General features: G+C 42.2%; 23 protein-coding genes. 8 read left to right on the top strand and 15 right to left on the bottom strand.

Annotation, left to right across the window (positions count from 1 at the left end; all coding sequences use genetic code 11):
* Positions 1-14 precede the first annotated feature (14 nt).
* The 8 genes from EGC86_RS02755 to EGC86_RS02720 all read right to left on the bottom strand — a co-directional run bounded on the left by EGC86_RS02755 (position 15) and on the right by EGC86_RS02720 (position 6,805).
* Entirely contained in the window at positions 15-824 is an 810-nt protein-coding gene (locus EGC86_RS02755) for a potassium channel family protein (RefSeq protein ID WP_123776556.1), read from the bottom strand.
* Between the two features lie 129 nt (positions 825-953).
* Positions 954-1,289 (bottom strand): hypothetical protein, encoded by a 336-nt coding sequence (locus EGC86_RS02750; protein WP_123776555.1) that lies wholly within the window; start codon positions 1,287-1,289, stop codon positions 954-956.
* 23 nt (positions 1,290-1,312) lie between these two features.
* The gene (locus EGC86_RS02745) at positions 1,313-1,966 is read right to left on the bottom strand and encodes a hypothetical protein (protein ID WP_123776554.1); all 654 of its coding nucleotides are present in this window, start codon (positions 1,964-1,966) and stop codon (positions 1,313-1,315) included.
* Positions 1,967-1,972: 6 nt separating this feature from the next.
* Complete coding sequence (locus EGC86_RS02740; protein ID WP_011638705.1) at positions 1,973-2,662, bottom strand: PspA/IM30 family protein; 690 nt, start codon at positions 2,660-2,662, stop codon at positions 1,973-1,975.
* Positions 2,663-2,672: 10 nt separating this feature from the next.
* Complete coding sequence (locus EGC86_RS02735; RefSeq protein ID WP_011638704.1) at positions 2,673-3,086, bottom strand: YjfI family protein; 414 nt, start codon at positions 3,084-3,086, stop codon at positions 2,673-2,675.
* A gap of 79 nt (positions 3,087-3,165) precedes the next feature.
* Positions 3,166-4,926 (bottom strand): polyamine aminopropyltransferase, encoded by a 1,761-nt coding sequence (locus EGC86_RS02730; protein WP_245423089.1) that lies wholly within the window; start codon positions 4,924-4,926, stop codon positions 3,166-3,168.
* A gap of 3 nt (positions 4,927-4,929) precedes the next feature.
* The gene (locus EGC86_RS02725) at positions 4,930-5,829 is read right to left on the bottom strand and encodes a DUF350 domain-containing protein (protein ID WP_059746645.1); all 900 of its coding nucleotides are present in this window, start codon (positions 5,827-5,829) and stop codon (positions 4,930-4,932) included.
* Between the two features lie 13 nt (positions 5,830-5,842).
* Positions 5,843-6,805 (bottom strand): hypothetical protein, encoded by a 963-nt coding sequence (locus tag EGC86_RS02720; protein WP_011638701.1) that lies wholly within the window; start codon positions 6,803-6,805, stop codon positions 5,843-5,845.
* A gap of 163 nt (positions 6,806-6,968) precedes the next feature.
* Here EGC86_RS02720 and glnE point away from each other — a divergent pair, with 163 nt between their 5' ends.
* Positions 6,969-9,818, top strand: coding sequence for a bifunctional [glutamate--ammonia ligase]-adenylyl-L-tyrosine phosphorylase/[glutamate--ammonia-ligase] adenylyltransferase (gene glnE / locus EGC86_RS02715; RefSeq protein WP_165872324.1), 2,850 nt, complete (start codon positions 6,969-6,971; stop codon positions 9,816-9,818).
* Between the two features lie 79 nt (positions 9,819-9,897).
* Positions 9,898-10,887 (top strand): GGDEF domain-containing protein, encoded by a 990-nt coding sequence (locus EGC86_RS02710; protein WP_123776552.1) that lies wholly within the window; start codon positions 9,898-9,900, stop codon positions 10,885-10,887.
* Between the two features lie 248 nt (positions 10,888-11,135).
* Here the strand turns inward: EGC86_RS02710 and EGC86_RS02705 are convergent, their stop codons facing one another.
* A complete protein-coding gene (locus tag EGC86_RS02705) occupies positions 11,136-12,089 on the bottom strand; it encodes a sodium-dependent bicarbonate transport family permease (RefSeq protein WP_011638698.1) in 954 nt (317 codons plus the stop codon).
* A 227-nt stretch (positions 12,090-12,316) separates the two neighbouring features.
* Here EGC86_RS02705 and EGC86_RS02700 point away from each other — a divergent pair, with 227 nt between their 5' ends.
* Positions 12,317-12,601 carry a DUF3081 domain-containing protein gene (locus EGC86_RS02700; protein WP_011638697.1) on the top strand — a complete coding sequence of 95 codons (285 nt, stop codon included), beginning with the start codon at positions 12,317-12,319 and terminating at the stop codon, positions 12,599-12,601.
* Positions 12,602-12,654: 53 nt separating this feature from the next.
* Here EGC86_RS02700 and zapE read toward each other — a convergent pair whose 3' ends face one another.
* Complete coding sequence (gene zapE / locus EGC86_RS02695; protein WP_123776551.1) at positions 12,655-13,863, bottom strand: cell division protein ZapE; 1,209 nt, start codon at positions 13,861-13,863, stop codon at positions 12,655-12,657.
* A gap of 111 nt (positions 13,864-13,974) precedes the next feature.
* Between zapE and EGC86_RS02690 the strand changes: the two genes are divergently transcribed.
* Complete coding sequence (locus EGC86_RS02690) at positions 13,975-14,769, top strand: polymer-forming cytoskeletal protein (RefSeq protein ID WP_123776550.1); 795 nt, start codon at positions 13,975-13,977, stop codon at positions 14,767-14,769.
* A gap of 145 nt (positions 14,770-14,914) precedes the next feature.
* Here the strand turns inward: EGC86_RS02690 and EGC86_RS02685 are convergent, their stop codons facing one another.
* The 3 genes from EGC86_RS02685 to EGC86_RS02675 all read right to left on the bottom strand — a co-directional run bounded on the left by EGC86_RS02685 (position 14,915) and on the right by EGC86_RS02675 (position 19,978).
* Entirely contained in the window at positions 14,915-15,829 is a 915-nt protein-coding gene (locus EGC86_RS02685) for a L,D-transpeptidase family protein (protein WP_041413714.1), read from the bottom strand.
* Between the two features lie 167 nt (positions 15,830-15,996).
* Entirely contained in the window at positions 15,997-17,547 is a 1,551-nt protein-coding gene (gene norR, locus EGC86_RS02680; RefSeq protein WP_123776549.1) for a nitric oxide reductase transcriptional regulator NorR, read from the bottom strand.
* 142 nt (positions 17,548-17,689) lie between these two features.
* Complete coding sequence (locus tag EGC86_RS02675; RefSeq protein WP_123776548.1) at positions 17,690-19,978, bottom strand: nitric-oxide reductase large subunit; 2,289 nt, start codon at positions 19,976-19,978, stop codon at positions 17,690-17,692.
* A gap of 403 nt (positions 19,979-20,381) precedes the next feature.
* Between EGC86_RS02675 and slyA the strand changes: the two genes are divergently transcribed.
* The 4 genes from slyA (at position 20,382) to EGC86_RS02655 (ending at position 24,186) form a co-directional block, all read left to right on the top strand.
* Positions 20,382-20,867: a transcriptional regulator SlyA gene (gene slyA, locus EGC86_RS02670; protein WP_123776547.1), complete on the top strand. Its 486-nt coding sequence runs from the start codon at positions 20,382-20,384 to the stop codon at positions 20,865-20,867.
* Positions 20,868-20,875: 8 nt separating this feature from the next.
* On the top strand, positions 20,876-21,934 hold the full coding sequence (locus EGC86_RS02665; protein ID WP_123776546.1) for an HlyD family secretion protein: 1,059 nt from the start codon (positions 20,876-20,878) through the stop codon (positions 21,932-21,934).
* Between the two features lie 120 nt (positions 21,935-22,054).
* On the top strand, positions 22,055-23,080 hold the full coding sequence (locus EGC86_RS02660; protein ID WP_102037281.1) for a DUF2955 domain-containing protein: 1,026 nt from the start codon (positions 22,055-22,057) through the stop codon (positions 23,078-23,080).
* A gap of 236 nt (positions 23,081-23,316) precedes the next feature.
* Positions 23,317-24,186: a tetratricopeptide repeat protein gene (locus tag EGC86_RS02655; protein WP_123776545.1), complete on the top strand. Its 870-nt coding sequence runs from the start codon at positions 23,317-23,319 to the stop codon at positions 24,184-24,186.
* 135 nt (positions 24,187-24,321) lie between these two features.
* Here the strand turns inward: EGC86_RS02655 and EGC86_RS02650 are convergent, their stop codons facing one another.
* Entirely contained in the window at positions 24,322-24,537 is a 216-nt protein-coding gene (locus tag EGC86_RS02650; RefSeq protein WP_041413713.1) for a TIGR02450 family Trp-rich protein, read from the bottom strand.
* Between the two features lie 52 nt (positions 24,538-24,589).
* Positions 24,590-25,195 carry an HAD family hydrolase gene (locus EGC86_RS02645; RefSeq protein ID WP_123776544.1) on the bottom strand — a complete coding sequence of 202 codons (606 nt, stop codon included), beginning with the start codon at positions 25,193-25,195 and terminating at the stop codon, positions 24,590-24,592.
* Between the last annotated feature and the right edge of the window lie 21 nt (positions 25,196-25,216).

Genomic DNA, 25,216 nt, shown 5'->3' with positions numbered 1-25,216 from the left:
AGATATTGCAGAGGCTATTTACGCTGATCGAGTTGATTGCGTAAAGTGGCAATTTCTTCGATCATTTGCTGCTGATTTTGTTCCATGCGCTCAAGTGCTTGTTCTAGCTTGGTATTGATTTCCGCTTTATGCGCTGCTTGAGCCTCTTGTGCTTCGTTACGTTCTTGCTCATCTGGTGCGACGAAAACAGATGCCATATAACCAGATATCACCCCGAAAAAGCTGACACCACTAATGATCACTAATCCACCAATGATATGTCCTACAGTACTGACGGGATAGAAGTCACCGTAACCGACGGTTGATATGGTCACTAATGCCCACCAAATGGCTTGCTCTGCTGTTTGGATATTGGCGCTAGGCTCTGTGCTTTCTACCAATAAAATAAGTACAGATGCAGTGGCTAAAATTAATACCATCGCCACCAGTAAACTGGCTAATGTAGATTGTTTTCGCTGACGTAATAACGGGATTAATAATGACCGGCTCATGCGGATTAATCGAATAACCCTTAATATTTGGAATATACGGGCGATACGCAGTGCTTCAATGGCCGGAATGCTGGCAACAAAGTCTATCCAATGGTGCCTAAAGTAAAAGCCTTTATTACGTGCTTTGAATAAACCATGGAAAAACTTGGTCATAAAAATCATGCAGATAGTCGTGTCGATATACAGCAACACTTTGTTGGTTTCAGCATCTAATTTACCAAACGTAATGGTGAGTACAATCACCACGGAGACCAATGATAACACCATCATTGCGAGTTCAAATGGGCTTGGACCATCGACATTTTTGATCGACCAACGTTTAGATTCGAGCATATTTTAAGTCCGCTTACATTCGTTCGCCGAGAGGCTTTGGTAAGATATTGAGTTTATCATAACAAAAAACGCACAAGACAAGTGTCTAGTGCGTTGTTTTTAGTTGATGTACTGTGCTGACAAAGGTGTTTATTTTGACGGTTTAGTATCTACGAAGTGAACCAAATCATCTAATACGCGCTTTTTTATTTCCAGCTGCGACTCTGATTCTAAGCCGTATTTCTGGGCTAAAATAACATAATCTTCAGCATTTAATGACACAGTTAAACGAGGGCGCTTAGGACGTTTGGATACAGATAGTCCAAGTATGGTCCTGATTTGGTCTGAAGGACTGACGCCTTTGTCTAAGGCTTCTTTTCGGATTGAGTATTGAAACTTCTCATCCAGATCAAAAGCCACTTGGGTTGCTTTTGCTGCTTGTTGGTTTTTAAGCCACTTATCTGGTAACGGTTTGCCTGAACTCATTAGAAAATCGTCTCCTACCTGTATCAGCTTGCTGGCCAGTACTCTCTAATATCGGTCAGTGGGCGATATAAAGTCAACATCACTTCAGTGTCTCCACTTTCGTAAACTTCAACATCAAGCGCGTGAGTGTCATCCGAATTGGCTAAACTGTAACCTTCAAAACCTTCGCCGCGAGCATCATCGTCGTTTTGAGGCGGCTTTAGATCGCGATAATCTTGACGGTGGAAGTAACCAAAAGCTGCAAATTCAACTTGATGATATTCATCACTGAGCCATTTATCGAACTCAGCAGCTAACTCGGCTGGAAGCGCCTGCAATGTCAGCGTTGCTTTGCCTGGTTCTTCAAATATTTCAGCAAATGCATCAAGAGCAAACAATTGTTCAACCACAGCGCGATTGATTTTCATTGAAATACTTAAGTAAGATTCGTCTTCTTGCACGTAGGATAAATAGATTGCGGTGCCGCTATGGCCACGTAATAAGAATTCACAAAGCTGCGAGCGTTGGTATTCATAGGTATGAATAGCTTCAACCTTAAGCTGTTGCCCACGCAATTGCGTAGGCAAAGCAAAACTGTCATCAAAGGTGATCATATCACCCTTGAGCAGTTTATTAGGATGGTCAAGCTGACGCTTCGGGGCTTCTTTTTTGCCGAATAGGCCGCTAAGAAATCCCATAATAGCTTAACCTTTACGTGCTTTAATGCGATCTAGCACTGCATTAGCATTCGATTTTTGCTCGCCAATACCTGCTTCAGCTAACTTGGCATGTAATGACTTATCGCTATTCTCTTCAGCTAATGTTTCTGACGCTTTTAGGCGGTCATCAAACTGCTGTTGACGTGCTTTAATGCGCTCTAGTGAATCTTTAGCGTTAAGCAGTTTTGAATTGCTTGATGCAAATGAGTCTGTGATAGTCGCAGTGGCTTTTTGCACGCTTTCAGTGGTTTTAACCATAGTAAGTTGACGTTGATAATCATTTAATTGACGCTCAGTCTTCTTCACTAAATCTTTTAAACGCACTGCATGTGAGCTAAAGCTGTCATTGGCAGTTTGTTGTTCAGCTAATTCTTCATCTAGCTGAGCAATCTTTTCAGCAATTTCAATCGCTAAAGCTTCATTACCTTTATCTAACGCTTGGGTTACATAACCTTCGTGCTCAACAACGCTACGCTTTAGGCGATCAATTTCGCGGCTGGCCTGCATTTCTTTGGCCATCACGTCAGTTAATTCACGTTTAGCGCGGGTTAAATGTTTTTCTGCATCACGAATTTCTTGTTCAAAAATTCGGGTTGAGTTTGCGTCAACGATATTTTGGCCAACTTCAGTTGCACCACCACGAAACGCTGTAAGAATCTTGTTTAGAATGCCCATAATTGGCTCCTTAAATTAAAAATTCGACGAGTTCGTCGATGACTTCCAGACAGTTGTCTGACAGTACTGCTAATTCTTGTTCAATTTCTTCCATGCTTGATTGCACAGACAATGCACCGTAAACCACATATTTATCATCGATTTTGGCAAACGATGATAATGGCATTGGAATGTTGAGCTCTAACATGGTCTCAAACATTTCAGCGCGGCGAGCCTGGTTTACTTCGTTTTCGCCCCACAAATAACTGATACACAATATTTGGTTGTCAGTTACTGATACAAACACCGGAATTTCTTCTCGGCCGACAATATTGACTTGTAACACTTCAACATCACCGTCAATTGGATAACAATCAAACTGAAAACCGGTTTTGCTTTGATCGCACAGTCCGTTTAGGTGACCTGCAATAGTATGGATGTTCATATTCGTCCTTAATTGACATATTATGTCTGTGAGTAAAGATAGCATCTAGACATAATATGTCAAGCGCTATCTGATCCAATTAAAAAAGATTAATTACTTCGTTTTCTGACCAAGCCGCTAAATGGTAGTGATACAGCTGTAGTGAGCCAATTTCATTTACTTTAATGTTGTCTATATCGCCATAGAAGTGCTTTGGAAACTCAAATGAAGCGTGGATAAGCCCTGGGGTAAGCCACTCTTCTGGTACCGGAATTTCATCTATTGCAGCCAATCGTTGCTGCGGGTTTTTACCCATTTTACTGCCAATGCTCCAGCCCCATTCACCAAAGCTAGGGACATTATGGTGATACTGCTTTACATTAAATCCAGCCGCAGTCAGTGTTTTTCCGACCGACATAAATGCTTTTTGGGCATGGTAAGGTGAGGTTGATTGCACCGTGATCACGCCATCAGCGCTGAGTAACTCGTTGAGCTTGCGATAAAATAAATCTGAATAAAGTTTATTTAAGTCTGGATGACTTGGGTCGGGTAAGTCAACAATGATGGCATCAAACATTTTGCCATTTTGAATTAGCTTATCGACACCGTTAAACGCATCGTCGACCATAAGCGTTAAGCGAGGATCGTTTAACGCATCACCATTTAACGCCAGTAATGCATCTCTTAAGTGCTTAGGCATATCTGCCGGAGGCGATTTAAACAGTGCCAGCAAGTCTTTATCTAAATCCATTAAGGTAACGGCTTTTGGTTGCCATTTGAGCACTTGTTTTAGCCCCAAGCCATCACCACCGCCAATAATTAACACGTTATCGTGACGTGCGCTGGCAGCCAGTGTGGGATGCACTAGGAAGCTGTGATAAATATGCTCGTCGCTGCTCGAAAATTGCAGACGACCATTAATGTATAAATTATAAACCGGAGGTAATTCGCCACCGCGCAAACGTTCAGTAAAGTTGAGCTGCTGGAACCGTGTTGCTTTAGCGTAAACCACATGATCTTTATATAATAGATTATTAAAATGCTGTTCCCAGCTAGGGCCTTTTACCGCGAGTAAGCCAATCACAACGCTGGCAATAATATGGCCTATTAGTAACCACTTAGCGTGACGGATCTGTGCCCAAAATCGCCAAATAAATACAAGCCCAGCGAGTAAATTAACACTGGCGGTTAATGCCGCTGCTAATTGAACATCAATCGACAACATAAAACCAACCCAGATAGCGGCGCCGATACCAGCACCAATGTAATCGGCACCATATATGGTGCCGGCATTATGCAGTAAGTGTGCTTCAGATAAGGATTGCCGAACTCGAGCAATAAGTGGGATCTCCATGCCAATCATTAACCCAAGCAATACTCCCCACACATAAGGTAAGAATTCACTAAGGGTTTGCAGGCTGGCAATAAAGCCACCATTGGGTAAATGATCGGGCGGCAAGCCCAATGTATTGGCGATAGTTAATGGAAGTTGTTGACCAAATCCAATCACGGCAGCGGTAACGATAATGGCAAATGAGCCACACAGTGCCACGGTTAATTCGAGCATGGCAAAGCCTGTAAACGCGCATTTTATTTTACGGGCAGCAAATGCGCCCACACCCATAGACACAATCATTAACCCAATCATGGTGTAAATGGCAGCTTCTAGTGCGCCGAGAATTCGACCGGCATAGTGTGACAGTAAATATTCATAGATAAGGCCACATCCCGCCAGCGAAGCCATGATGCCGAGTAATAAGGCATCATCAAACTTCGATACTTGACGGGATGATAGAGGACTTTGCTGCGAGTCCCCCAGTGTTGTATTGGTGGGAAGTTCATCGAGCAAAGGTGTTGTCATAAATTAAGCCATTAACGCCGTAAGAATAAGAGCAACGGCAATACTAATCGCCATTTCAACGGCTGCAATACCTATGTTGTGTTGCTTTTCGACTTCCTCAGCAAGATTAATTCCGGCTAACACCAATTTTTTCACTAAGGCGATCAGCAGCGATAACACCACTAGCATTATCAATGAGAATACACACCAACCGATAATGTTGGTTACATAGGCTGTAGGGTCATAAACAATAAAATGGCTTGCCGCATTGAAGCTTAACGCCATGGCTATCATGTAGCCGCTATGGCGCAATGCTAATGCCGTTTGACCTTGAGTTAAGGCTTGCTGCATTGAGGCATCTTGATTACGTTTAGCGTAACGTTTTTCACGTAATCGAGTGAGTATCACTAACATCAGTTGTGAGATCAAAAAGGCACTAAAAATAGCAATGAAGGTATCTAAAGTAATGTCTTCGGCCCACATTAAGACCGCGCGAATGATAATTGCTGTAGCAATAGCTGCAGCGGCATCAACCACAGCAACAGACACGTTACCTTTAAGAATTTCAGCATTTTTAGCAAATTCATTTAAGGCGATTTTATCATGCAAAAAGCGACCTAATTTAATCAATACTAAGCCAAACAAGCCGTAAGCGGACATGCCAATAGCTTCGGTTAAATAAGACGGTGCAGCCTCGCCGGTAATGGCGCCTGTAAGCACAATCCCTAATGCAGCAATTGCACCAGCGGTACTGATACCAAATGCAAAATTGTCACGTTCTGCTAGCTCTGCACTGCTGTTGACTTTAATACTCCAGCCTTGCAAATAACGCATTAGCGCCAGTAAAACGATGGCGATGGTTAAATCAATGGCTAAAATAATCGCCAAATGTTGAGTTAAGCCATATTCTTGAAAAAATGTCATGGTGAGTCCTTACCTATTTTCCACGGCTAACACCGCGACTAGTGCGGCTGCTTGAGTTACGGAAACTGCTGTCTTTTGAATAGCTCGAACGGAATTTACGACTCGCGCTCTGAGTGGTACTACTGGCTTTAGGTGCGCTAGCACTTTGACGCGACAAGCTTGTAGAACCTGTTCGAGTTTTTGCATAAGGGCTGTCGAATCGCTTCCCTTGGCTGTTAAAACGTTTCTTGGTTTGTTCAAAGGTTTTGGCTTGTGATGTCGCTTGTTTAGGTGAGGTATAACGGTAACGTCCTACATCATTATAATAGCTGTAACCACGATTTCCCGACCAACGGTCGTAACCTATTGGGCGAGTGAAGTTAGAAAACATCGCATACATGCCATACCAAGCCCAAATCGACGTGCCACTAGAATTGTTTTGCCAGCTACCATAAGCTGGGTTACCCACCAGCTGACTGCCTGCACCGCTACCGTCGGTTCCATTAGCAAGCGCTTCAGCTTCACGACTGATCGCATTCACTCTGGCGAGTTGCCCTTTAGACATATCGGCAACAACATTGACTGGGTCGGACAGCATATCGTTATACAAGCTGGTGTCAGCGGCTTGATAAATATTCTGTGCTTCAGCTAACTGTTGGTCTAAATCAATAAAATTAGCGCTGTCGTTTAAGTCTTTGTAACGACGCGTTAATGACTTAAACATTGGTCCTTCAGTGCTGGCATCTTTAGCCAATTCTTCTAGTAATGGGGTTAAGTCGGATTGACGCTGAGCGAGAACTCGAGTGTATTGTTTGAGTAACGTCGCATTGCGTAACTGATTGTTGTCGAGCGAACTAGCCAACAGATCAAGTCGTTGTTGGGTCAGTTGCTGGTACTTAGCAATTTGTTCCGGTCTGTCGTCACCGCAACCGCCAAGGGCTAGCGTGACAAACAATACCGTTATCAATGTGAGTACACGGGGGAGGTGACCTACCATGTTTTCTCCAAAATGTAGATTTTTCATGTGCTAATTCAATATGACACAGGTTATAGTAATCTTAGTGTCAATGATATTAATCTGATCATTTGACTGACTGATAGATATACCATTCACGACATAATATGTCCAATGTTCATTTTCTTTAGGGGTCATTATTGCCATGCAAAACCAAGGTAACAAAGTATTATCTGCAGCGATGTTAGACAGCGCAGATCGTTACTGGTTAAGACTCTGTGACGTTTGGCCGGAAGCTAAAACAGCACTGACAGCCATGCAACAGCAAGAGTTAACGGCCGTGTTTGGGTTAAGTGACTATATGGGTGAGCAGCTTTGTCGTCATCCAGAATGGATTGTGCAGTTATTTGATGGCCTATTAGATGATGTGGTGCGCAGTGAGTTTGATGCGCAGTTACATTCGCTGATAGCGGACTTGACACAAGAAGAGCTGGTTAAGTCTGCCTTACGTCGTTATCGTAATCTGCAAATGGTGCGCTTAGCATGGCGTGACTTCTTAAATTACACCCCAGTAGAAGAATCACTTCTCGACTTATCTGCACTGGCTGAAGCATTGGTGATTGCTGGGCGAGATTGGCTGTATCAAGAGATGTGTCAGCAATACGGTACGCCAACAAGTGCTGAAGGCAATCCACAGCCGTTGCTGATTTTAGGCATGGGTAAACTGGGTGGCCGTGAACTTAACTTTTCATCAGACATCGACTTAATTTTTACCTTTCCAGAACATGGTGAGACCGTTGGTGGTCGACGCACTCAGGCAAATCAGCAATTTTTCATCCGTATGGGTCAACGCTTGGTGAATTTACTCGACCAAGTCACCGTTGATGGATTTGTGTTCCGTGTCGACATGCGTTTACGACCTTATGGTGAAAGTGGTCCTTTAGTGGTCAGTTTTAGTGGTTTAGAAGACTATTACCAAGAACAAGGCCGTGATTGGGAACGTTATGCCATGGTCAAAGCGCGAGTGCTTGGACCTTGGTCTGGCTATTGCGATGAGTTGCATGATTTACTGCGACCTTTTGTTTATCGTCGCTATATTGATTTTTCTGCGATTGAATCATTGCGTAAAATGAAGCAACTTATTGCCCAAGAAGTCAGGCGTCGACAATTAACCGACAATATTAAACTCGGTGCCGGCGGGATCCGTGAAGTCGAATTCGTGGTGCAGAGTTTTCAGTTGATACGTGGTGGACGCGAACCTGCATTGCGTCAGCAAAGTCTATTTGGTGCTATTGATACCTTATACAGCTTAGGGCAGTTGGAATACTTAGCCGTTGATGAGCTTAAACACAGTTATATTATATTGCGCCGAGTGGAAAACTTGTTGCAAGCCATTGATGATAAACAAACGCAAACTCTGCCTAATAATGAGCTCGATTGGCAGCGTTTATGTTATCCGCTAGACATGGCTGATGAAGTCGAACTTCGTCAAAAAATTAATCAAGCAATGGTCACTATTCATGGCCATTTCAATGCCACGGTCGGTGGTACTGATAGTCATGAACATAATGACCATTGGACTGCTTTATTTTGGAATGTGCAGCAAGATGAACATGCTAAAGCATTGCTGCAAGAGCAACAAGTCGATGATGCAGAATTATGGCAGCTGCTGAGTGAGTGGCGTCAAACTGTGTCTAAACGTTCTATCGGACCGCGAGGGCGTGAGACTTTAGACAAGTTAATGCCTAAGTTGCTTGAAGAGTTAGTGACTCAAACTAAACCGAGCCAAGCGTTTAAACCGGTAGCCAAAGTGCTGGATAAAATTTTAACCCGTACCACCTATCTAGAGCTTTTATGTGAAAACCCAGGTGCTAGACAACAATTAGTGAGTTTGTGTTGTGCAAGCCCTTGGATTGCCCGCGAGCTGGCTAATTTTCCAATGTTGCTCGATGAGTTGATTGATCCGTCGCAATTGTATGACATTACCTCGATTGATGATTACCCGAGCGAATTACGTCAGTATTTGTTGCGTGTACCCGAAGATGACATGGAACAGCAAATGGAAGCGTTGCGGCAGTTTAAACTGTCTCAGCAGCTGAAGATTGCGGCCGCTGATGTTACTGGGGTATTACCGGTTATGCAGGTTAGCGATCATTTAACCTTTTTAGCTGAAGCCATTATTGAACAAGTGGTGTTACAAGCTTGGCATCAGGTGGCATCTCGCCATGGCATACCGGCAGAAACGAGTCCAAGTAACATGGGATTTGCCGTCATTGGATACGGTAAGTTAGGTGGGATTGAACTGGGTTACGGTTCTGATTTAGATTTGGTTTTTTTACACGGCCACACCGGTTCGGGTACCACCGATGGTAAGCGTCCTATTGATAATGGCCATTTCTACCTGAAGTTGGCTCAGCGTATTGTGCATTTATTTGCTACCCGCACAACATCCGGTGAGTTATATGAAGTAGACATGCGTTTACGTCCGTCTGGTGCTTCTGGTTTATTGGTGAGTGAGATTGAGCATTTTGGTGCCTATTTACAACAAGAAGCGTGGACCTGGGAGCATCAAGCATTAGTGCGGTCACGTTTTGTGTTTGGTGATTATTCGCTTGCAGGTCGTTTTAGTGATTTACGCGCGCAAGTATTACAAATAGAGCGTGATAAACAGGTATTGGCTAAAGCCGTCAAAGACATGCGCATAAAAATGCGCGAGCATTTGTTGCAAGTGGAGCCAGGGCAATTTGATCTAAAACAGAGTGCTGGTGGTATTGCCGATATAGAGTTTATTGCTCAATACTTAGTGCTAGCGAATGCTCATCAATATCATGAATTAACTATTTGGTCTGATAATGTACGCATTTTTGAAGTGTTGGCGGAGCTGGAGTTATTGCCTATCATGCAAGCCCAGCATTTAACCCAAACCTATTGCTGGCTGCGTGACGAGAATCATGAACTGACATTACAACAGTTGCCTGGCAAATTACCCACACAAAGTGTGCAGCAAAAAACGGACAGTGTAATTGAAATTTATAATGAAATTTTAGCGATTTAAACATTAATAAAAAGAGCATAGGTTGATATTTAGTCACTTAACTGCTTTGATTATAGGACTATTATTTTGATTAAGTAGGTTGTTTAATGCTGCTGGACCGATACCTGACAATGAATACACTCGACTCGAAACACTTCGAGGGCTGAACGTACTCGACACGATCGCTGAAGAGCGTTTTGATCGTATCACTCGGTTGGCTAAACGATTGTTTTCAGTATCGATTAGTGTGGTGAGTTTAATCGACTCCGAGCGCCAATGGTTCAAGTCTGTGCAGGGGTTGGATATATGTGAAACACGGCGTGATATTTCATTCTGTGGCCATGCTATTAATCAACAACATGTATTAGTTGTGCCAGATGCGCTAAAAGATGAACGTTTTGCCGATAACCCTCTTGTGTTGGCGGCACCTAATATTCGATTTTATGCCGGCTATCCGTTAACTATGCCCAATGGTGTGAGGGTCGGAACTTTGTGCATTATTGATGACAAGCCGAGATCCTTCTCTAAAGATGATGAAGCTGCTTTAGAAGACTTGGGTAAAATTGTCGCAGAAGAGCTACTGTCGATACAGCAAAATACCTTAGATGCGCTAACCGGTATTTCTAATCGTCGCGGCTTTGAATTACTTGCTCATAAAGCGATTGCTTACGGTGATAGGCTTGGTTTTGAAACGTGTTTAATTTTCTTTGATTTAGATTATTTTAAAGCAATTAACGACCAGTTTGGCCATGAAGAAGGTGATACAGCCTTGAAGACTTTTGCTGGCTTATTGATCGACAGCTTTCGCGAATCGGATATTATTGCCCGCTTTGCTGGTGATGAATTTGTGGTCATGCTGAGCCAAAGCGATGAAGTCAGCGTTAATAGTGTATTACAGCGTTTTCAACAGTGCATTAATCAACATAATTTGCAAAGCGGTAAACCATACCATTTAAGGTACAGTAAGGGCGTGGCACATCGACAAGCCAGGCAGTCATTATCGTTAAATGATTATTTGGTTAAGGTGGATAAAGCCATGTTTGTCGATAAAGAAAAACATCACCAGAGAACTCAAATTGATGTGAAATAGCGATGATTCGGCTGATGATATTGGTTTACTTATCATTCATATGAAAATTACTCGATAAGCGATAAGAACGCTAAGCTGCTGCAGATAATACACTTGCCGCAACCATTATTCATTTGCACATCCGTCGCGAATTAAATCAACGCTAACAACCATTGTTGACAAGAGCCGTTAACAACAGCCGTTAACAACAGCCGTTAACAACAGCCGTTAACATCGATTTACCGGCACGGTTATAAGTGTATTAATGTTCAACTTAGTATCTGTTCTATCCACATTTGATAGATAGGTAAGCCAATTAATACGTTTATCGGGAAGGTTATCCCAAGTGATGCCAACATCGCTAAACCAATATTAGCATCTGGTATTGCTGCCTTAATTGCAGCCGGTGCTGCAATGTAAGACGCACTCGCGCTAAGGCCTGCAAGCACCAATATACTGCCAGATGGTAAATCAAGTAACACCCCTAAGCCGATACCCGCCCATGCTAGAACAAATGGAATTACCGCAGCAAATACCAATAAGCGCCATTGTTTGTAAGGGATGGGAAAGCATACTTTGGCGGTACTAATCCCCATTTCTAATAAGAACAGTGCTAATAACGTTTTAAAACCACCCAATAACATTGGTGTGAGCGGTGCCATGCCGCTAGTGCCATATATCCAGCCTATTATCACCCCTCCACAGAGTAATACGACTCCGCGGCTTGTCAGTGCTTCGTGCAATACGCTGCCAGCCGAAGAGTGCTTGCTATCACCAGCTACCTTCGCTTGTAGGTAACGGTGTAGCCATAGCATGATAATAATTGCAGGCAATTCGAGGAGTACTAGATACAGCGTTGTTTCTGGTCGTAAAGGCCACTGAGATTGATCGACCATAGTCATCACCACGGCAAATGTTCCCGCACTCACTGAGCCGTAATGGGCTGCAATACTAATGGCCTCTTTTTGCGGTAATTGAATTAATTTTCGCAGTAGAGGATAAAGGCTAAGCGGGATAATGAACCCAAGTGCAATAACAGACAGTAATTCGGAGATTGCTAAATTGGCTGTTTCACCATGCAGTGCCATGCCACCTTTTAGTCCTAGCGTCAGCATAAGCAAGATAGATAGGGTTTCGTAGGTCGCTTTAGGGACTTTTAAATCAGACTTTATCAACCCGGCAAGCAAACCGAGGGCAAAAAAGGCAATCACAATATCAGGCATGGTATAGGTTCTGTCTGTTATAAAGTATCGCGATTCTGCCTTGTTGTGTTAACAAAGGGAAATGTTTTCAGCGAAAAAATACTGCCGAAGTAGACTGACCGACTCAGGGTTGATCTATTGTTTTGTGCTTTGCAGATCTATCATGTTGTTCTTCGCTGATCTATTAAGTGCAATTGGCGTATAGTATCCTTGAATGACAATGCAAAACATTAATAGCAGAGCATGATATGAAAAATGAAATTGATATTCACCGCGCATTGAAAGTGTTTAACAAAGTCACGCAATATGGTGAAAAGCGGGCGCTTGAAGACGGTCATCATGGTCATGATTATTGGTTATGCGGTATTAGTGCGCAAACGGATCACGATGGTTATACCATTACCTTAGCTGATGCTCAGGTTAGCTTGACGGTATTTTTTCACAATAAGTACCAATTCGATTATCCAACCAATGATGCTCTTGACAACTTTTTGCGTCGATTTAGTGACGTTGAAAACTATCAAGCAGCATAAGCTACATCACAGAGTGGCCTGTTAAGCGCTTTATTTCAGTACCGCAGGCCTATTTACGCCCATTGTTGCATTTCAATAAGGCGACTATAAGTGCGTCTGAATTCAAACTGTAATGCCCCATCGACATATAAATCTTCTAAGTTGCAGTCGCTATTGAGGATTAACATCACTTTTTGATCGTACAGTTCGTCCACTAAACTAATAAAGCGGCGAGCCGGATCGTCTTCACTGGCATACGCCAGTTGTCGCTCGCCAGTGGTGGTTGCTAGTGCGCCATCTTCAGTGCCGCGAGCTTTAATCCAACTGCGTACTTCACCGCCTAATCTAGGCACATTGCTGAGTAATACATGGCTAAATCGTCCGGCTAATTCAATGTAATCCAATGCCGAACGCGGCCCTTGGCACAACGCTGAAAATTCAAACCAGGCAAGTTGTCCATATTGAGCCTCAATGGCAATAGCACGCTGACAAATTTTAATTGAGTCAGATGTATTTGCTATGCTGGCATTAGGTTGTGGGTATCGTTGACACAAAAGTGTAAACACCGCTTGAGGTGTTATTGTCGACGGTAATGTTAACCAGTGGGCTGATGTTGTTGACGTTGCGGCGCTAGAGTGTAAGCGATGATCGATTTGACCGTCTAAATGAATCGATTGGGTATATTGCAAGAGCAGATCGATAGTGGGTAAAAAACGATCGCGCTGTAAACCATTTTTATATAAGTCAATAATCGGTACATTTGAGGTTGCGACTAAGGTGACGCCTGATTGAAATAAGGTTTCAAATAATCGACCGAGTAAAATAGCATCACCGATGTCTGCAACAAAAAACTCATCAAAACAAATAACAGAATGTTTAGCCGCAATTTGCTTAGCAATGTAAGTTAATGGATCACGGATCCCCGATGTTTGATTTAATTGCTGGTGAATCATGGCCATAAAACGATGAAAGTGCAGGCGTAATACGGTTTTATCTGCTTGAGGCTTTGAGTTAGGGATATTTTGATCGCACAGACTCTGGCTACACAAGCTTTGATAGAACAGATCCATCAAAAAGGTTTTCCCTCGGCCGACATCGCCCCATAAATATAAGCCACGGCTATTTTGACTAACCGATAGGCATTGCTGATAAAGCACATCTAGCGCGAGTATGGCTTGCTGCTGCGCAGGATCATCAACAATATTTTGCTGAAGACGTTGTTGGTAAACTTGTAATGGCGACATAGTACTTAGGGTAAATTGTTGATCTGGGTAGTATACCATTAACGACTTACTTTATTATGAAGTGCATTTCCTTTAAGCTCTGGTGATAAAAATAACAATCGATTAACCAAAAGTATTAACCTAGAGTACTACCCCTAACAAGGACCCAAAATGAATAATAAAAATAAGGGCATGACCTATATTGGTGTCGATATGGCGTTGGAAGGTGATATGCACCTCCAGGGCCCTGCAATGATAGCGGGCCAAACTAAGGGTAAAATCAGTTCAACCGATCAAATAAAAATTGAGCCTAGTGGTGTTGTTGAAGGTGAAGTTTTTTGCCAAGAGCTGCGAGTGTCTGGTTTATTTAAAGGTAAATTACATTGTAATAAACTCATTATTGTCAGTTCAGGTATTGTTGAAGGTGAGGTGTCGAGCCATCAAATGGAGATTTATGATGGCGGTCAATTTATCGGCATGCGCACTAAAGGGCCTGAATCGTCGGGGTTACCTCAAGTTGATAGCGAGCGTTTAGCCAGTCAAGGGAAAACGTCTTCAATGTCGGATAACAAAACGCCAATTTCTAGAGGTAAACTTAGCTTGGCGGCAGCAGCTATTGTGATTATTACCGCTATGATTATGCAGCCGACAATCAGCTCTGCGTTAAATCGCACTCAAGCAGCATCTACTGACATGAATCAAGCAAATACCCAGCAATATCCGTTTGCAGAATCGAGCGTGACAGAAGAAAATGCCGCCGCGTTACTGCAAGAAATGGATCAACAGACTTCATTTTCTGAACAAGCCGAGGAGCTAATTAATGCTGGTCAGAGTGATATTAACGTTGCGATGGAAGACTTACATGCATTAGCACAAACCAGTGAAGCATTGGGGGATAGCCAGAATGTGAGTGATAGCGATAATATTGAGCAGAATGGGTCGACGATAACTACACCCGATAAGTAACCAGATTTCTTATTTCGAGTTCAGAATAACTATCAAGCTAATATAAAAAATGGCTTTGTTAATCACAGTGTTTACTGAATTAACAAAGCCATTTTTTGTTATGTTTGCATAAATCCAAACATCTTTATGTCTTATGGATTAATGCTTATGGATTAATCCGAGTTGGCATTCCAGTACGTTGCTCAAGTAATCGTTTTAATGTAAATGAGTCAGTGTCTGGGTGAGCAACAAAGCGAGTCATGGCTTTATCGAATGATAGTGCTACTGGTTCTAACGAATCAAATTCAGCTTGAGTTCGTGACAGTGGCTCATGAACTTCTAAATAGCGGTTACCATCAGGTTCTTCAGTGGCTTTAATCGGTTGGTTAATAAACTCAACACGTGTGCCAACCGGTACGCTATTATATAAATGTTCAATGTCTTCATCGCGTAAACGAACACAGCCAGAACTTACCCGTAAACCAATACCAAACGTGGCGTTAGTACCGTGAACCGCATACAAGTTACCGACATAAAGGGCGAATAAACCCATTGGGTTGTCAGCGCCTGCTGGCCATACAGCCGGTAATGTTATCCCTTTAGCCGCGTATGATTTACGAATATTAACCGTAGGTGTCCAAGTTGGATTAGCGCGTTTACGTTGTACTGTTGTTACCCAATTTTCAGGGGTGTCTTTACCAATTTGACCAATACCAATAGGCAATACTTCGACAGTATTTTTACCCTTCGGATAATAATACAAACGCATCTCGGCAGAGTTAATGACCACACCTTCTCTTTTAGCGTTAGGTAGAATTAGCTGATGCGGGATCAATAATGTGCTACCCGGTTTAGGTAGAAATGGATCAACACCTGGATTAGCTTCTAATAAATTAGTCAACCCTAGCTGAAACTGTGAAGCAATTTGCTCTAAGGTTAGTTTCCCCTCAGGAACAACATAATATTGATTTTCACCTACTAAATTACTGCCTTCAGCAGGTAGGCGATATTCAACAGCAGCACTCGAAAAACTTAACACAATGGCTGTCGCAGCAAGTAAAGTAGAGCGTAACGAATTTATCATAAGGATTATATCATTCCAAAACAGGCGTCATATTAGTCAGACTACAATATCTTGCTAAGTTTGACTATTTAGTACAAATAATTAGTACAGATCATTTGTATAGATGGTTAGGGCGCATCGTCACTTATTACGTCTAATATTTCAACTGATTTTTTTCACTTTTTTTATTTTAATCCTAAGCGTTTAGCTAGCCTATGTAAGTTACCCGAGTCGATTTGCAATTGGCGTGCGGTTGCAGCCCAATTACTCCCTTGTTGACTATATATCTGTTGGATAAATTGGTTTTGAAACTGGTCTGTTGCATCACGTAAGCTTGTTTGTGGTAAAGATGTTACCGACTGTTTAAGCTGAAGATTTTTGTTTGAATGTATAGCAGTGGACGATGGCTGTGCAAATTCAAAATGACTATTTTTAATGATGCATATACCGTCTTTTTGGCTTTGTGATTTGGCTAATACCGCAGCTCGATGGATGGCATGCTCAAGTTCTCTAATGTTACCAGGCCAATCATATTGCTCGAGTAATTGCAGTGATGAAGGCTCTAACCCCAAATGGGCTAAGTGTAATTGTTGCCGATAGCGCTCGATAAAGAATCCGGCTAACAAATGGATATCTTGTTGACGTTCTCTTAGCGGCGGAACCATAACCGGGAACACGCTTAAACGATGATATAAATCAGATCTAAATCGTCCGGCTAATACTTCGCTTTTAAGATCTTTATTGGTTGCAGCAATAATACGAACATCCACTTTTAAGCTACGATCATCACCGACTTTTTGTAAATCCCCGTATTGCAGTACTCGCAACAATTTAGCTTGTAAATTAAGTGCTAATTCGCCAATTTCATCTAAAAATAGGGTGCCTTTATCGGCCATTTCAAATTTGCCGCTACGATGGCTAATTGCGCCTGTAAAGGCCCCTTTGACATGACCGAAGAGTTCGCTTTCGGCAACGGATTCAGCCAGCGCGGCACAATTTAAATATACTAGCGGCTTATTGGCTCGCACAGAGTTTTGGTGAATGGCTTTAGCTATTAGTTCTTTACCGGTACCGGTCTCTCCTAAAATCAATACATTGAGCTCTGTTGCTGCGACGACATTGACTTCATTAAGCAGAGATAGAAGGTTATCCGCTTGACCGATGATTTCAGTTTCTTCATGCAGTTGCCCTGATGGTTTAGTATCCGGAATCGTAAAATTGTTGGCTTGTTTTTCGAGTTTATCTATCAGTAATGCATTGTTTAAAGAAACCGCAGCAATAGCACTAAAACTGCGTAAATCATTATTGGTGAATTGATCAAATTTGTTTGGGTCGAGTGCATCGATGGTGAGTGCGCCAATGAGTTGCTCGTTAGCGAATAACGGTAAGCCGATACAGGCATGCACTTTTAAGTCGCCGTCGACATTGGGGATTAAGCCATCGTAAGGATCCGCAAGCTCGCTATCGGAAGGGAAACGGACAATATCTCCTGCTCGAGCAATGGCTTCAAGCCTCGGATGTTCGTTTAAAATAAACCGCCGTCCAAGTACGTCAGCACTTAACCCATCAATTGCTAAAGGGGTAAATTGATGACCTTGGAATGATAATAGCGCCGCAGCATCGCAATCGAGCGTTTCTCTTACCGTGGTTAATAAACGTGAAAAACGGTCTCGATTAGATAAGTTAGCGGTAATATCAAGTGCGATACGGGTTAAGTCTGCTTGACTCAATGCCATGTCAAAATCCAGTTAACAATAAATTGATGTCATTATGACAAGTGTGAATATAACAACAAGGGCAAAGGCCAAATTGTATATAAAAAAGGGGGCCATAAAGGCCCCTGATGATGTTTATTAAAGCGCGTTTATCAATGCATACTTAGTTAATCGTTAATGCACCAGCTTGCTTCGCTTTAGCACCTTTGCTGACGATGGCCTTCTTAATAAGGTCAAATAAGAACGCCGCCATTAATAATCCACCAATACTGAAGATAATGTCGCCGAACATTCTCATCCACACGAGGTTTTCAACTAAGTCGCTATGGATAACAGCAGGTGAACGGGCATACCAGTAACCGTGATCGATTGCAGCAAAGAATTGCACAATACCAACAGGCAGTAGCGACATAAACACCATTGCTGCTAAACCGATGTTTAAGGTCCAAAATGCGCCTTTAAGGTATTTGTGGTTCCATTGCATATTACCTGTTAATCCGCGTAAACAGAATAACATCAACCCTATACCTAGCATGCCATACACGCCCATAAATGCCGCGTGAGCATGGGTTGCCGTGGTGTTTAAGCCCTGGATAAAGTATAGCGAGATAGGTGGATTAATTAAGAAACCTAATACACCAGCGCCCACTAAGTTCCAGAACGAAGTCGCCACAAAGAACATAATCGCCCAGTGATAACGCTCCATCCAAGGGCTGGCTTTACGTAAACGATAGGTTTCCATCGCTTCAAAACCAATTAATGCTAACGGCACAACTTCAAGTGCTGAGAAAATCGCTCCCCAAGCAATGACTGATGTTTGAGTACCGGTAAAGTATAAGTGATGCAAAGTACCGATTAGGCCACCGGTTAAAAACACCACGGTTGAGAACAATACCGCACCATTGGCACTTCGAGCACGGATAAGCCCTAAGCGAACTAACATTAATGCTATTACAGATGTCGCAAATGTTTCAAAGAAGCCTTCAACCCATAAGTGGACCACCCACCAACGCCAGTATTCTGCAATCGCTAGGTTAGAGTGTTTGCCCATAAACAGGCCTGCACCATAAAATAAGCCAATGGCGACACAAGAAGCGTATAGCACCCAAATAACCGGTTGCATGTCGTTGCTGACTTTTAACGCTGGGCGCATTGAAGCAGTGACTAACGCTAACCAAATTAATAAACCTGCCAGCAACAATACTTGCCATACGCGGCCTAAATCGATGTATTCATATCCTTGGTGACCAAACAAGAAGTTCATGTCTAGATCAAAATACTGCTGAACACCCAACCACTCTCCGGCCATAGAGCCAAGCACGATAACAACTAACGCGCCCCAAAGAATGTTCACCCCTAGGCGTTGATACTTCGGCTCGTAACCAGAGAGTGCCGGGGCAATGTATAAGCCAGTGCCTAACCAAGCTGTGGCTATCCAAAATACTGCAAGTTGAGTATGCCAAGTTCGAGTGACCGAATAAGGCAGAATTTCAGATAAAGGGAAACCATAAAACTCTTGGCCTTCAACCGCGTAGTGTGCCGTAATTCCACCAAGCAGTATTTGCAGTAAAAACAGTCCAATCGCAGTGACAAAGTATTTACCTACTGCTTTTTGCGATGGCGTAGGTTTAGTGAAAAATAATGGGTCATCTTTAGCGGGTTCTGGTAATGCTTCTTCTTTGCAACAAGCATGGTGCCAAATCAACATGGCAATACCAAGAATCAATGTCACTACGCTCAACACCGACCAAACTATGTTATCTGAAGTCGGTAAATTACCTATCTGTGGGTCATATGGCCAGTTATTGGTGTAAGTATAATCGTAACCAGGACGTTCGGTTACCGCTGCCCATGAGCCCCAAAATAAGAAAGCATTTAGCAGTTCACGATGGCTAGCATCGGTGATAGTACCTTCTTTCATTGCATATTGTTCGCGCAGTGATGACAGTGCAGGATCGTCACCAAAAAGTGATAAATAGTGTTGAGTCACTTCATTTATCGCCGCAACTCTGGTGTTTGAAAGCGTAACATAGGTTTTATCCTCTGCACTTTCGACAACCGTATTATGGCGCATATCATTTCTGAGGGCTTTTTCTAACCCTGCTTGCTGTTCAGAGTCGAGTTCTGCGAAATCACGATTGAAACGTGCTTTAGCCGTAATAGACAACCAAGCTTGTGCTTCACGGTGCAACCAATCAGCAGTCCAGTCTGGTGCCACATAAGAGCCATGACCCCAAATAGATCCTAATTGATGACCGCCCATTGAGCGCCATACAAGTTGGCCTTGCTCAATATCATTTTCGGTAAATATTGGTTGGCCACTGGTGTCAGTAAACGCCGTTGGAATAGGGGGTTTTTCTCGATATATGCCACTACCTAAACTGAGTAATACAGTGAAGGAAGCCACAAGCACGATGAGTAGTGCAATGCCGGTGAGTTTGTTTTTGCTCATAAGTCCTCTTAGCGCAAAGTCATTTTTATACAGATGAGCAGAGCATTACACAAGTCGTGCCAACTTTTGGTTTATTGTAAACTGTTGATATTATATTGTTTTGTTTTTCTCCTCTACTCGAGAAGTGTCTTTTTAACAGTTGTAGATAGCTGTTAAAAAGACACTAAGTGTTAAAATGACACATTAATAACGTGATGTAAGTCATCCTTGTCTAAATAACACTCATACCTATTTAAGATTTATTCTTTATAGAATATGTAATCAAAACTGATCATTTTTAGTCTCAGTTATCAATAAATTAGTTTCACTCTGCAGAGGTTTGATGGAATAATTAATATCAACTATTTACTTAGCATGCTAAGTTGTTACAATGCTTAGCACGCTAACTAAATGGCCATTGATTATGTATAAAGAATTAGAGCGATTAAAAGAGCTGTCTCTAGCTGAAAATTTAGGTCGATTGCACCGCTTATGGCGCACAGTTGCAGATGCGGAGCTCGTACCATTAGGGTTAACTCACCCTCGCTGGACTGCACTGTGGAAGTTGCTGCGCTTAGGCGATAACGTTAGCCAAAAGGTGCTTGCAGATGCGTTAGAAATTGAATTGCCATCATTAATGCGCACCCTTAATCAATTAGAAGAGCAAGGCTATGTGCAACGCCGTTGCTGCGAAAAAGATAAACGGGCACGCATTGTCAGTTTAACTTCTGAAGGGATTGAGATGCTTAAGCAGATGGAAAGCCGCATTATGTTGGTTCGTCGTGATTTATTAGCCGGTATTAGCAGCCAAGAATTAAGTGAATTTGAACGTGTCATCAGTCTGATCAGTGATAACGCTCTTGCTGCGCTGCATAAGAACACTGAACAAGACAAAAAAATTCACGAATGAGAAACAATATGACCCCAGATCAACAATTTGCACGACTCGTTAAAATCGCAATTTTTATGTTTGTGTTGGTGTTTGGTTACTTTATGTTTGCCGACGCTGTAATGCCAATGACACCGCAAGCCATGGCAACACGTATGGTCACTAAAGTAACACCGCAAGTCAGTGGTAAAATTGCTTCTATTGCAGTCGAAAATAACCAATTAGTGGCTAAAGGTGATGTGTTATTTAGCATCGACTCAGCCCCTTATGAGTTAGCGGCTGAGCAGGCTACATTGGCGTTAGAGCAAGCAAAACAAGATAACGCCGAACTTGATGCATCGATACTTGCTGCCAAAGCAGATGTTCAGGCAAATCAAAGTAGTGCACAGCAGAGAAACAGTGAAGCAAAACGCCTTGATGCATTGTACGCTTCTCGAGGTGTATCGCAGCAGTTAACCGATCAAGCTCAAAGTGATGCCGTTACGGCTAAAGCTAACTTACTTGCCGCCAAAGCACGCTTAACTAAGCTAGTAGTAAGCCGTGGACGCAATGGCGAAGATAATTTAAAAGTGCGTCAAGCTAAAAACCGTTTGGCTCAAGCAGAGTTAAACCTGTCCTACACTCAAATTCGCGCCGATCAAAATGGGGTGGTAACCAACTTACAGTTAGAAGTCGGCAGCTTTGCCACTGTCGGTCAGCCGCTATTGGCTGTGGTGTCAGAAACCGTTGATATTATTGCTGACTTTAGAGAAAAAAGTTTACGAGGTATTGAGCCACAATCAACTGCACTTATTGCTTTTGATGGTCAACCTGGGCGTTTGTATCATGCCAAAGTGAGTACCGTAGATGCTGGTGTGAGTGCCGGGCAATTTGATGCAAATGGCCGTTTAGCTGATCCGCAAGAGTCTGTACGTTGGGTACGTGATGCTCAGCGTTTACGTTTACACCTTGAACTTGACCACCAAGGCGTTTATGCATTACCTGCTGGAGCACGTGCAACGGTGCAATTAGTCCCCAATAGTGGTTTGCTTGGCTTCTTAGCTAAGGTTCAAATCAAGGTTATCAGCACACTGCATTATATTTATTAACGTCGCCATTAAGCTCAATATTGCTTGTTACTAATCACTATATCAAATCACACTCAAGACAATGCAGCAGGTTATTCATTTAGCGTGCTGTATCTTGTATCAATGCCCTAGGTTTTTCATATGTTATTACGCCATAGTCCTTTGACTCAAAACGATTTACGTCAATGTTTACGCATTGCAACAGGCGCCACGCTAGGGTTTGCGATATGCAAGTTTTTCGATCTCAGTTATGGTGTGTTTTTTACCGTCACTCCAATGTTATTGCTCGGTTTAGTCCCTGTGATGAATGCCCATGCGATGAGGCAATTGTTGGCATCATCTGTAATGTCTGGGATTGAAGTAGGAATTTTAGGCGGTTTATTTGGTGCTCACCCAGGGGTGATACTACCTATTGTGTTTGTGCTTTTTTTGTATCGTTTTGCAGCAATGTCACGCGGTAGCTTGTTTTTATTTGGCGCTAATGGGGTTATCAGCTTAAGCATTATGCTGCACTTTGCCAGTTATCCAAGTGTCGATATTAATAATCTCATTTTTAGTAATTTTTGGGCGACGGCAGCATCAGTCGTCATTGCTTATGCTATGACGGCTCTATGGCCCGATGTTGAACCAAGAACGCCAGTTGCTGCGGTGGTTAAAGTGCCTAACCGTATGCGCCATGAAGCGTTACTCGGAGCATCTATTGCAACTGCATCATTTGTGGTTTTTCAGGTCTTTAACTTACGTGATTCTATGTCTGCTCAAGCCACCACCTTGTTATTGTTATTCCCAATGCATTGGAATGGTGCACTCGGTTATGCCCGCAAACGAGCTATCGGCACCTTGTTTGGCGTGACTTTTGGCTTAGTGGGACAAGGGTTACTCTATGATTGGTCCGGATTATTGATTTTTGTGATACCACTATTGTGGATAGGCTTAATGTTGTTTAGCCAAGTACACGTGAGAGAAGCGAGTGGCTCTGGTGTGGGATTCGGTGCTATGACCACCTTAGGGATATTATTTGGTCAATATTTAACTCCAGATAATGACTTAGTTTTTAGTGCGTTGTACCGAATAAGCAGTATCTTAGTCGCTATCGTGGCAACATTATTACTGTGTTATGTGATGCATCGGTTATTAAATCGATTTGAAGCCACTCGATTTGGTTGAACAATTGATGTGTGCGGTAAATTGATCTAATTTGAGCATATTCACCAGCCGTGGGCTGATTTCAATCGCAATTTGGAAGTTGATATTATTGAAGTATTAGATTGCTTTGCAGAACAACTTGATAATTGACTGATAATATTAGATATAACGTACGGTTATTTTTATAGACATAATTACTATAGACATTTTATATATAAATGCTAATAGTAATGAATCGTATATAAAAAGGACTTAACATGATGAAACAAAATGCTATTATTTTGAGCTTAATATTAAGCTTTCTCGCTTTCGCTCCATTTAAAAGCCAAGCAAACCAATTGCCTGAGTGCAACACGTCTGAATGTATTGAATACTTTAAAGCCTACCGCATTTTAACTAAACGAGGCCATTCCTCAGCAATGGCCATGTTAGGTGAATTATATTACTCTGGTTATGGTACTGATAAAGATTTAGACATGGCGTTGAAATGGTACCGACGTGCAGGTAAGTATGGTGTGTTGGACGCAAAATATAAGGCGGGTGTTTTATATTTACAAGATACTCCTTTGAAAGATGTCGACGAGGGTATCGATTTTTTAAAGTATGCTTCAAAACTGGGTCACGCACAGTCGTCATTTTTGCTAGGTAAAATATATTTAGGTGGTGGCATGGTAGAACAAGATTTGGCACTTGCAGATCAATACCTTGCTAGAGCTTATGAAGAAAATAATTTAGCAGCCAGAAATTATGGGCAAATACTTTACTTACATGAATCAACTAAAGATTTACCGTTTAGCAAACTTTACGCTTTGATTTCGCAGGATGTTGTTCAATTAAATCCTCAAGGTACTGATAAAAATATACAAACGGCAGCGGTTGTTTTTCCTCAAGGTGAAATGGAAACTATTGACGTGCAGATGGATACATTTGAAGACATGTTTGGCTCACATATCGCACAATTAAATCATATGCTACCTGACACTTCAAAAGGTACCGGATCAAATATCGCTGGGCAGACGTGTGCTAGAATGTGGGGGTGCAGCAGCGAAGGCGATGGCCAACGAATTCAGGATGTAATGTTATCTGATTGGGGTTTGGAAACGCTACAGTTCAGATTAATAGAATAGAAATATTAAGGCCGGAATAAGCCTACGCTCATGTATTAACAACTAATGCGATATTATTGAAGTGATTCAAGACTAACTGCTTGAGTCACTTTTTTATTACAAGTTAGCATTACGAACATCATCGTTTACAGTAGATTATTGCCAGCCAATTTTCCACAGTTGCGGATCTTTAAGATCGCGCCAGTCAATTGAAAATTCTTCGGCATTCATTTCTGCACGGATAAAACATTCAACCACGTTTTGTTGCTCGTCATACTCCACTTTAGCCACAGTAAAATGCTTCAATTTTTGAACCACGTTAACTTTGGTCCACTTACTATTCAATAATTTTTTAGGGTGAATTGGGTTCATATTCATATTCATATTGTGTCACTCTTAAGTATTATTAACGTTATTACTGGCGTTAATCGCTCGTTGAGTTATTGATTAATAATGTCTGCAGTTGGCTCAATTCTTCGATGACTATATCGGCTAAATATTGATAATCACGTTCAATGCCATGATTAATTAAACAGGCAATCATGCCCGCGTTATTAGCCGCTTGAATATCGTACAAGTAATCACCAACATAGATTATATGCTGCGGATTAATGTGCCATTCTGTTGCTATGGCCAGTAACGCATCGGGTGCGGGCTTAGCTGGGAAGTGTTCTCTGGTTAGTACATTATCTATAGCAATATTATTTTGTGTTACCTTCATTGCACTGGCTGCAAGACTGTTACGAGTCACTATGGCAGTGGGTAATTTTGCCGCTTCAATAGCGTTAATTAGTTCGGTCATGCCTTTGATTGGTTTGGCGCTAATAGCATCTTGATATTCATGCTCAAGAATAATCTTGTTTGCGTTGGCTTTAGTGGCTTTGCAACTTAACTCGTCGACGTATTTAAGGAGGTCTATACCATTAGGGCAACCAATTTGTTGGCGAATTAAGTCAAAGTCTAAACTGGACTCAACTAAGGTGCCGTCTAAGTCGAAAATAATTCCTTTTATGTGTATTGGTAAATTCAATGAATACCCTTATGTATTAAC

Source organism: Shewanella frigidimarina, assembly GCF_003797125.1.
Classification (GTDB): domain Bacteria; phylum Pseudomonadota; class Gammaproteobacteria; order Enterobacterales; family Shewanellaceae; genus Shewanella; species Shewanella frigidimarina.
The sequence above is the reverse complement of the archived record's forward strand: the minus strand, read 5'-3'. Positions and strand labels throughout refer to the sequence as shown.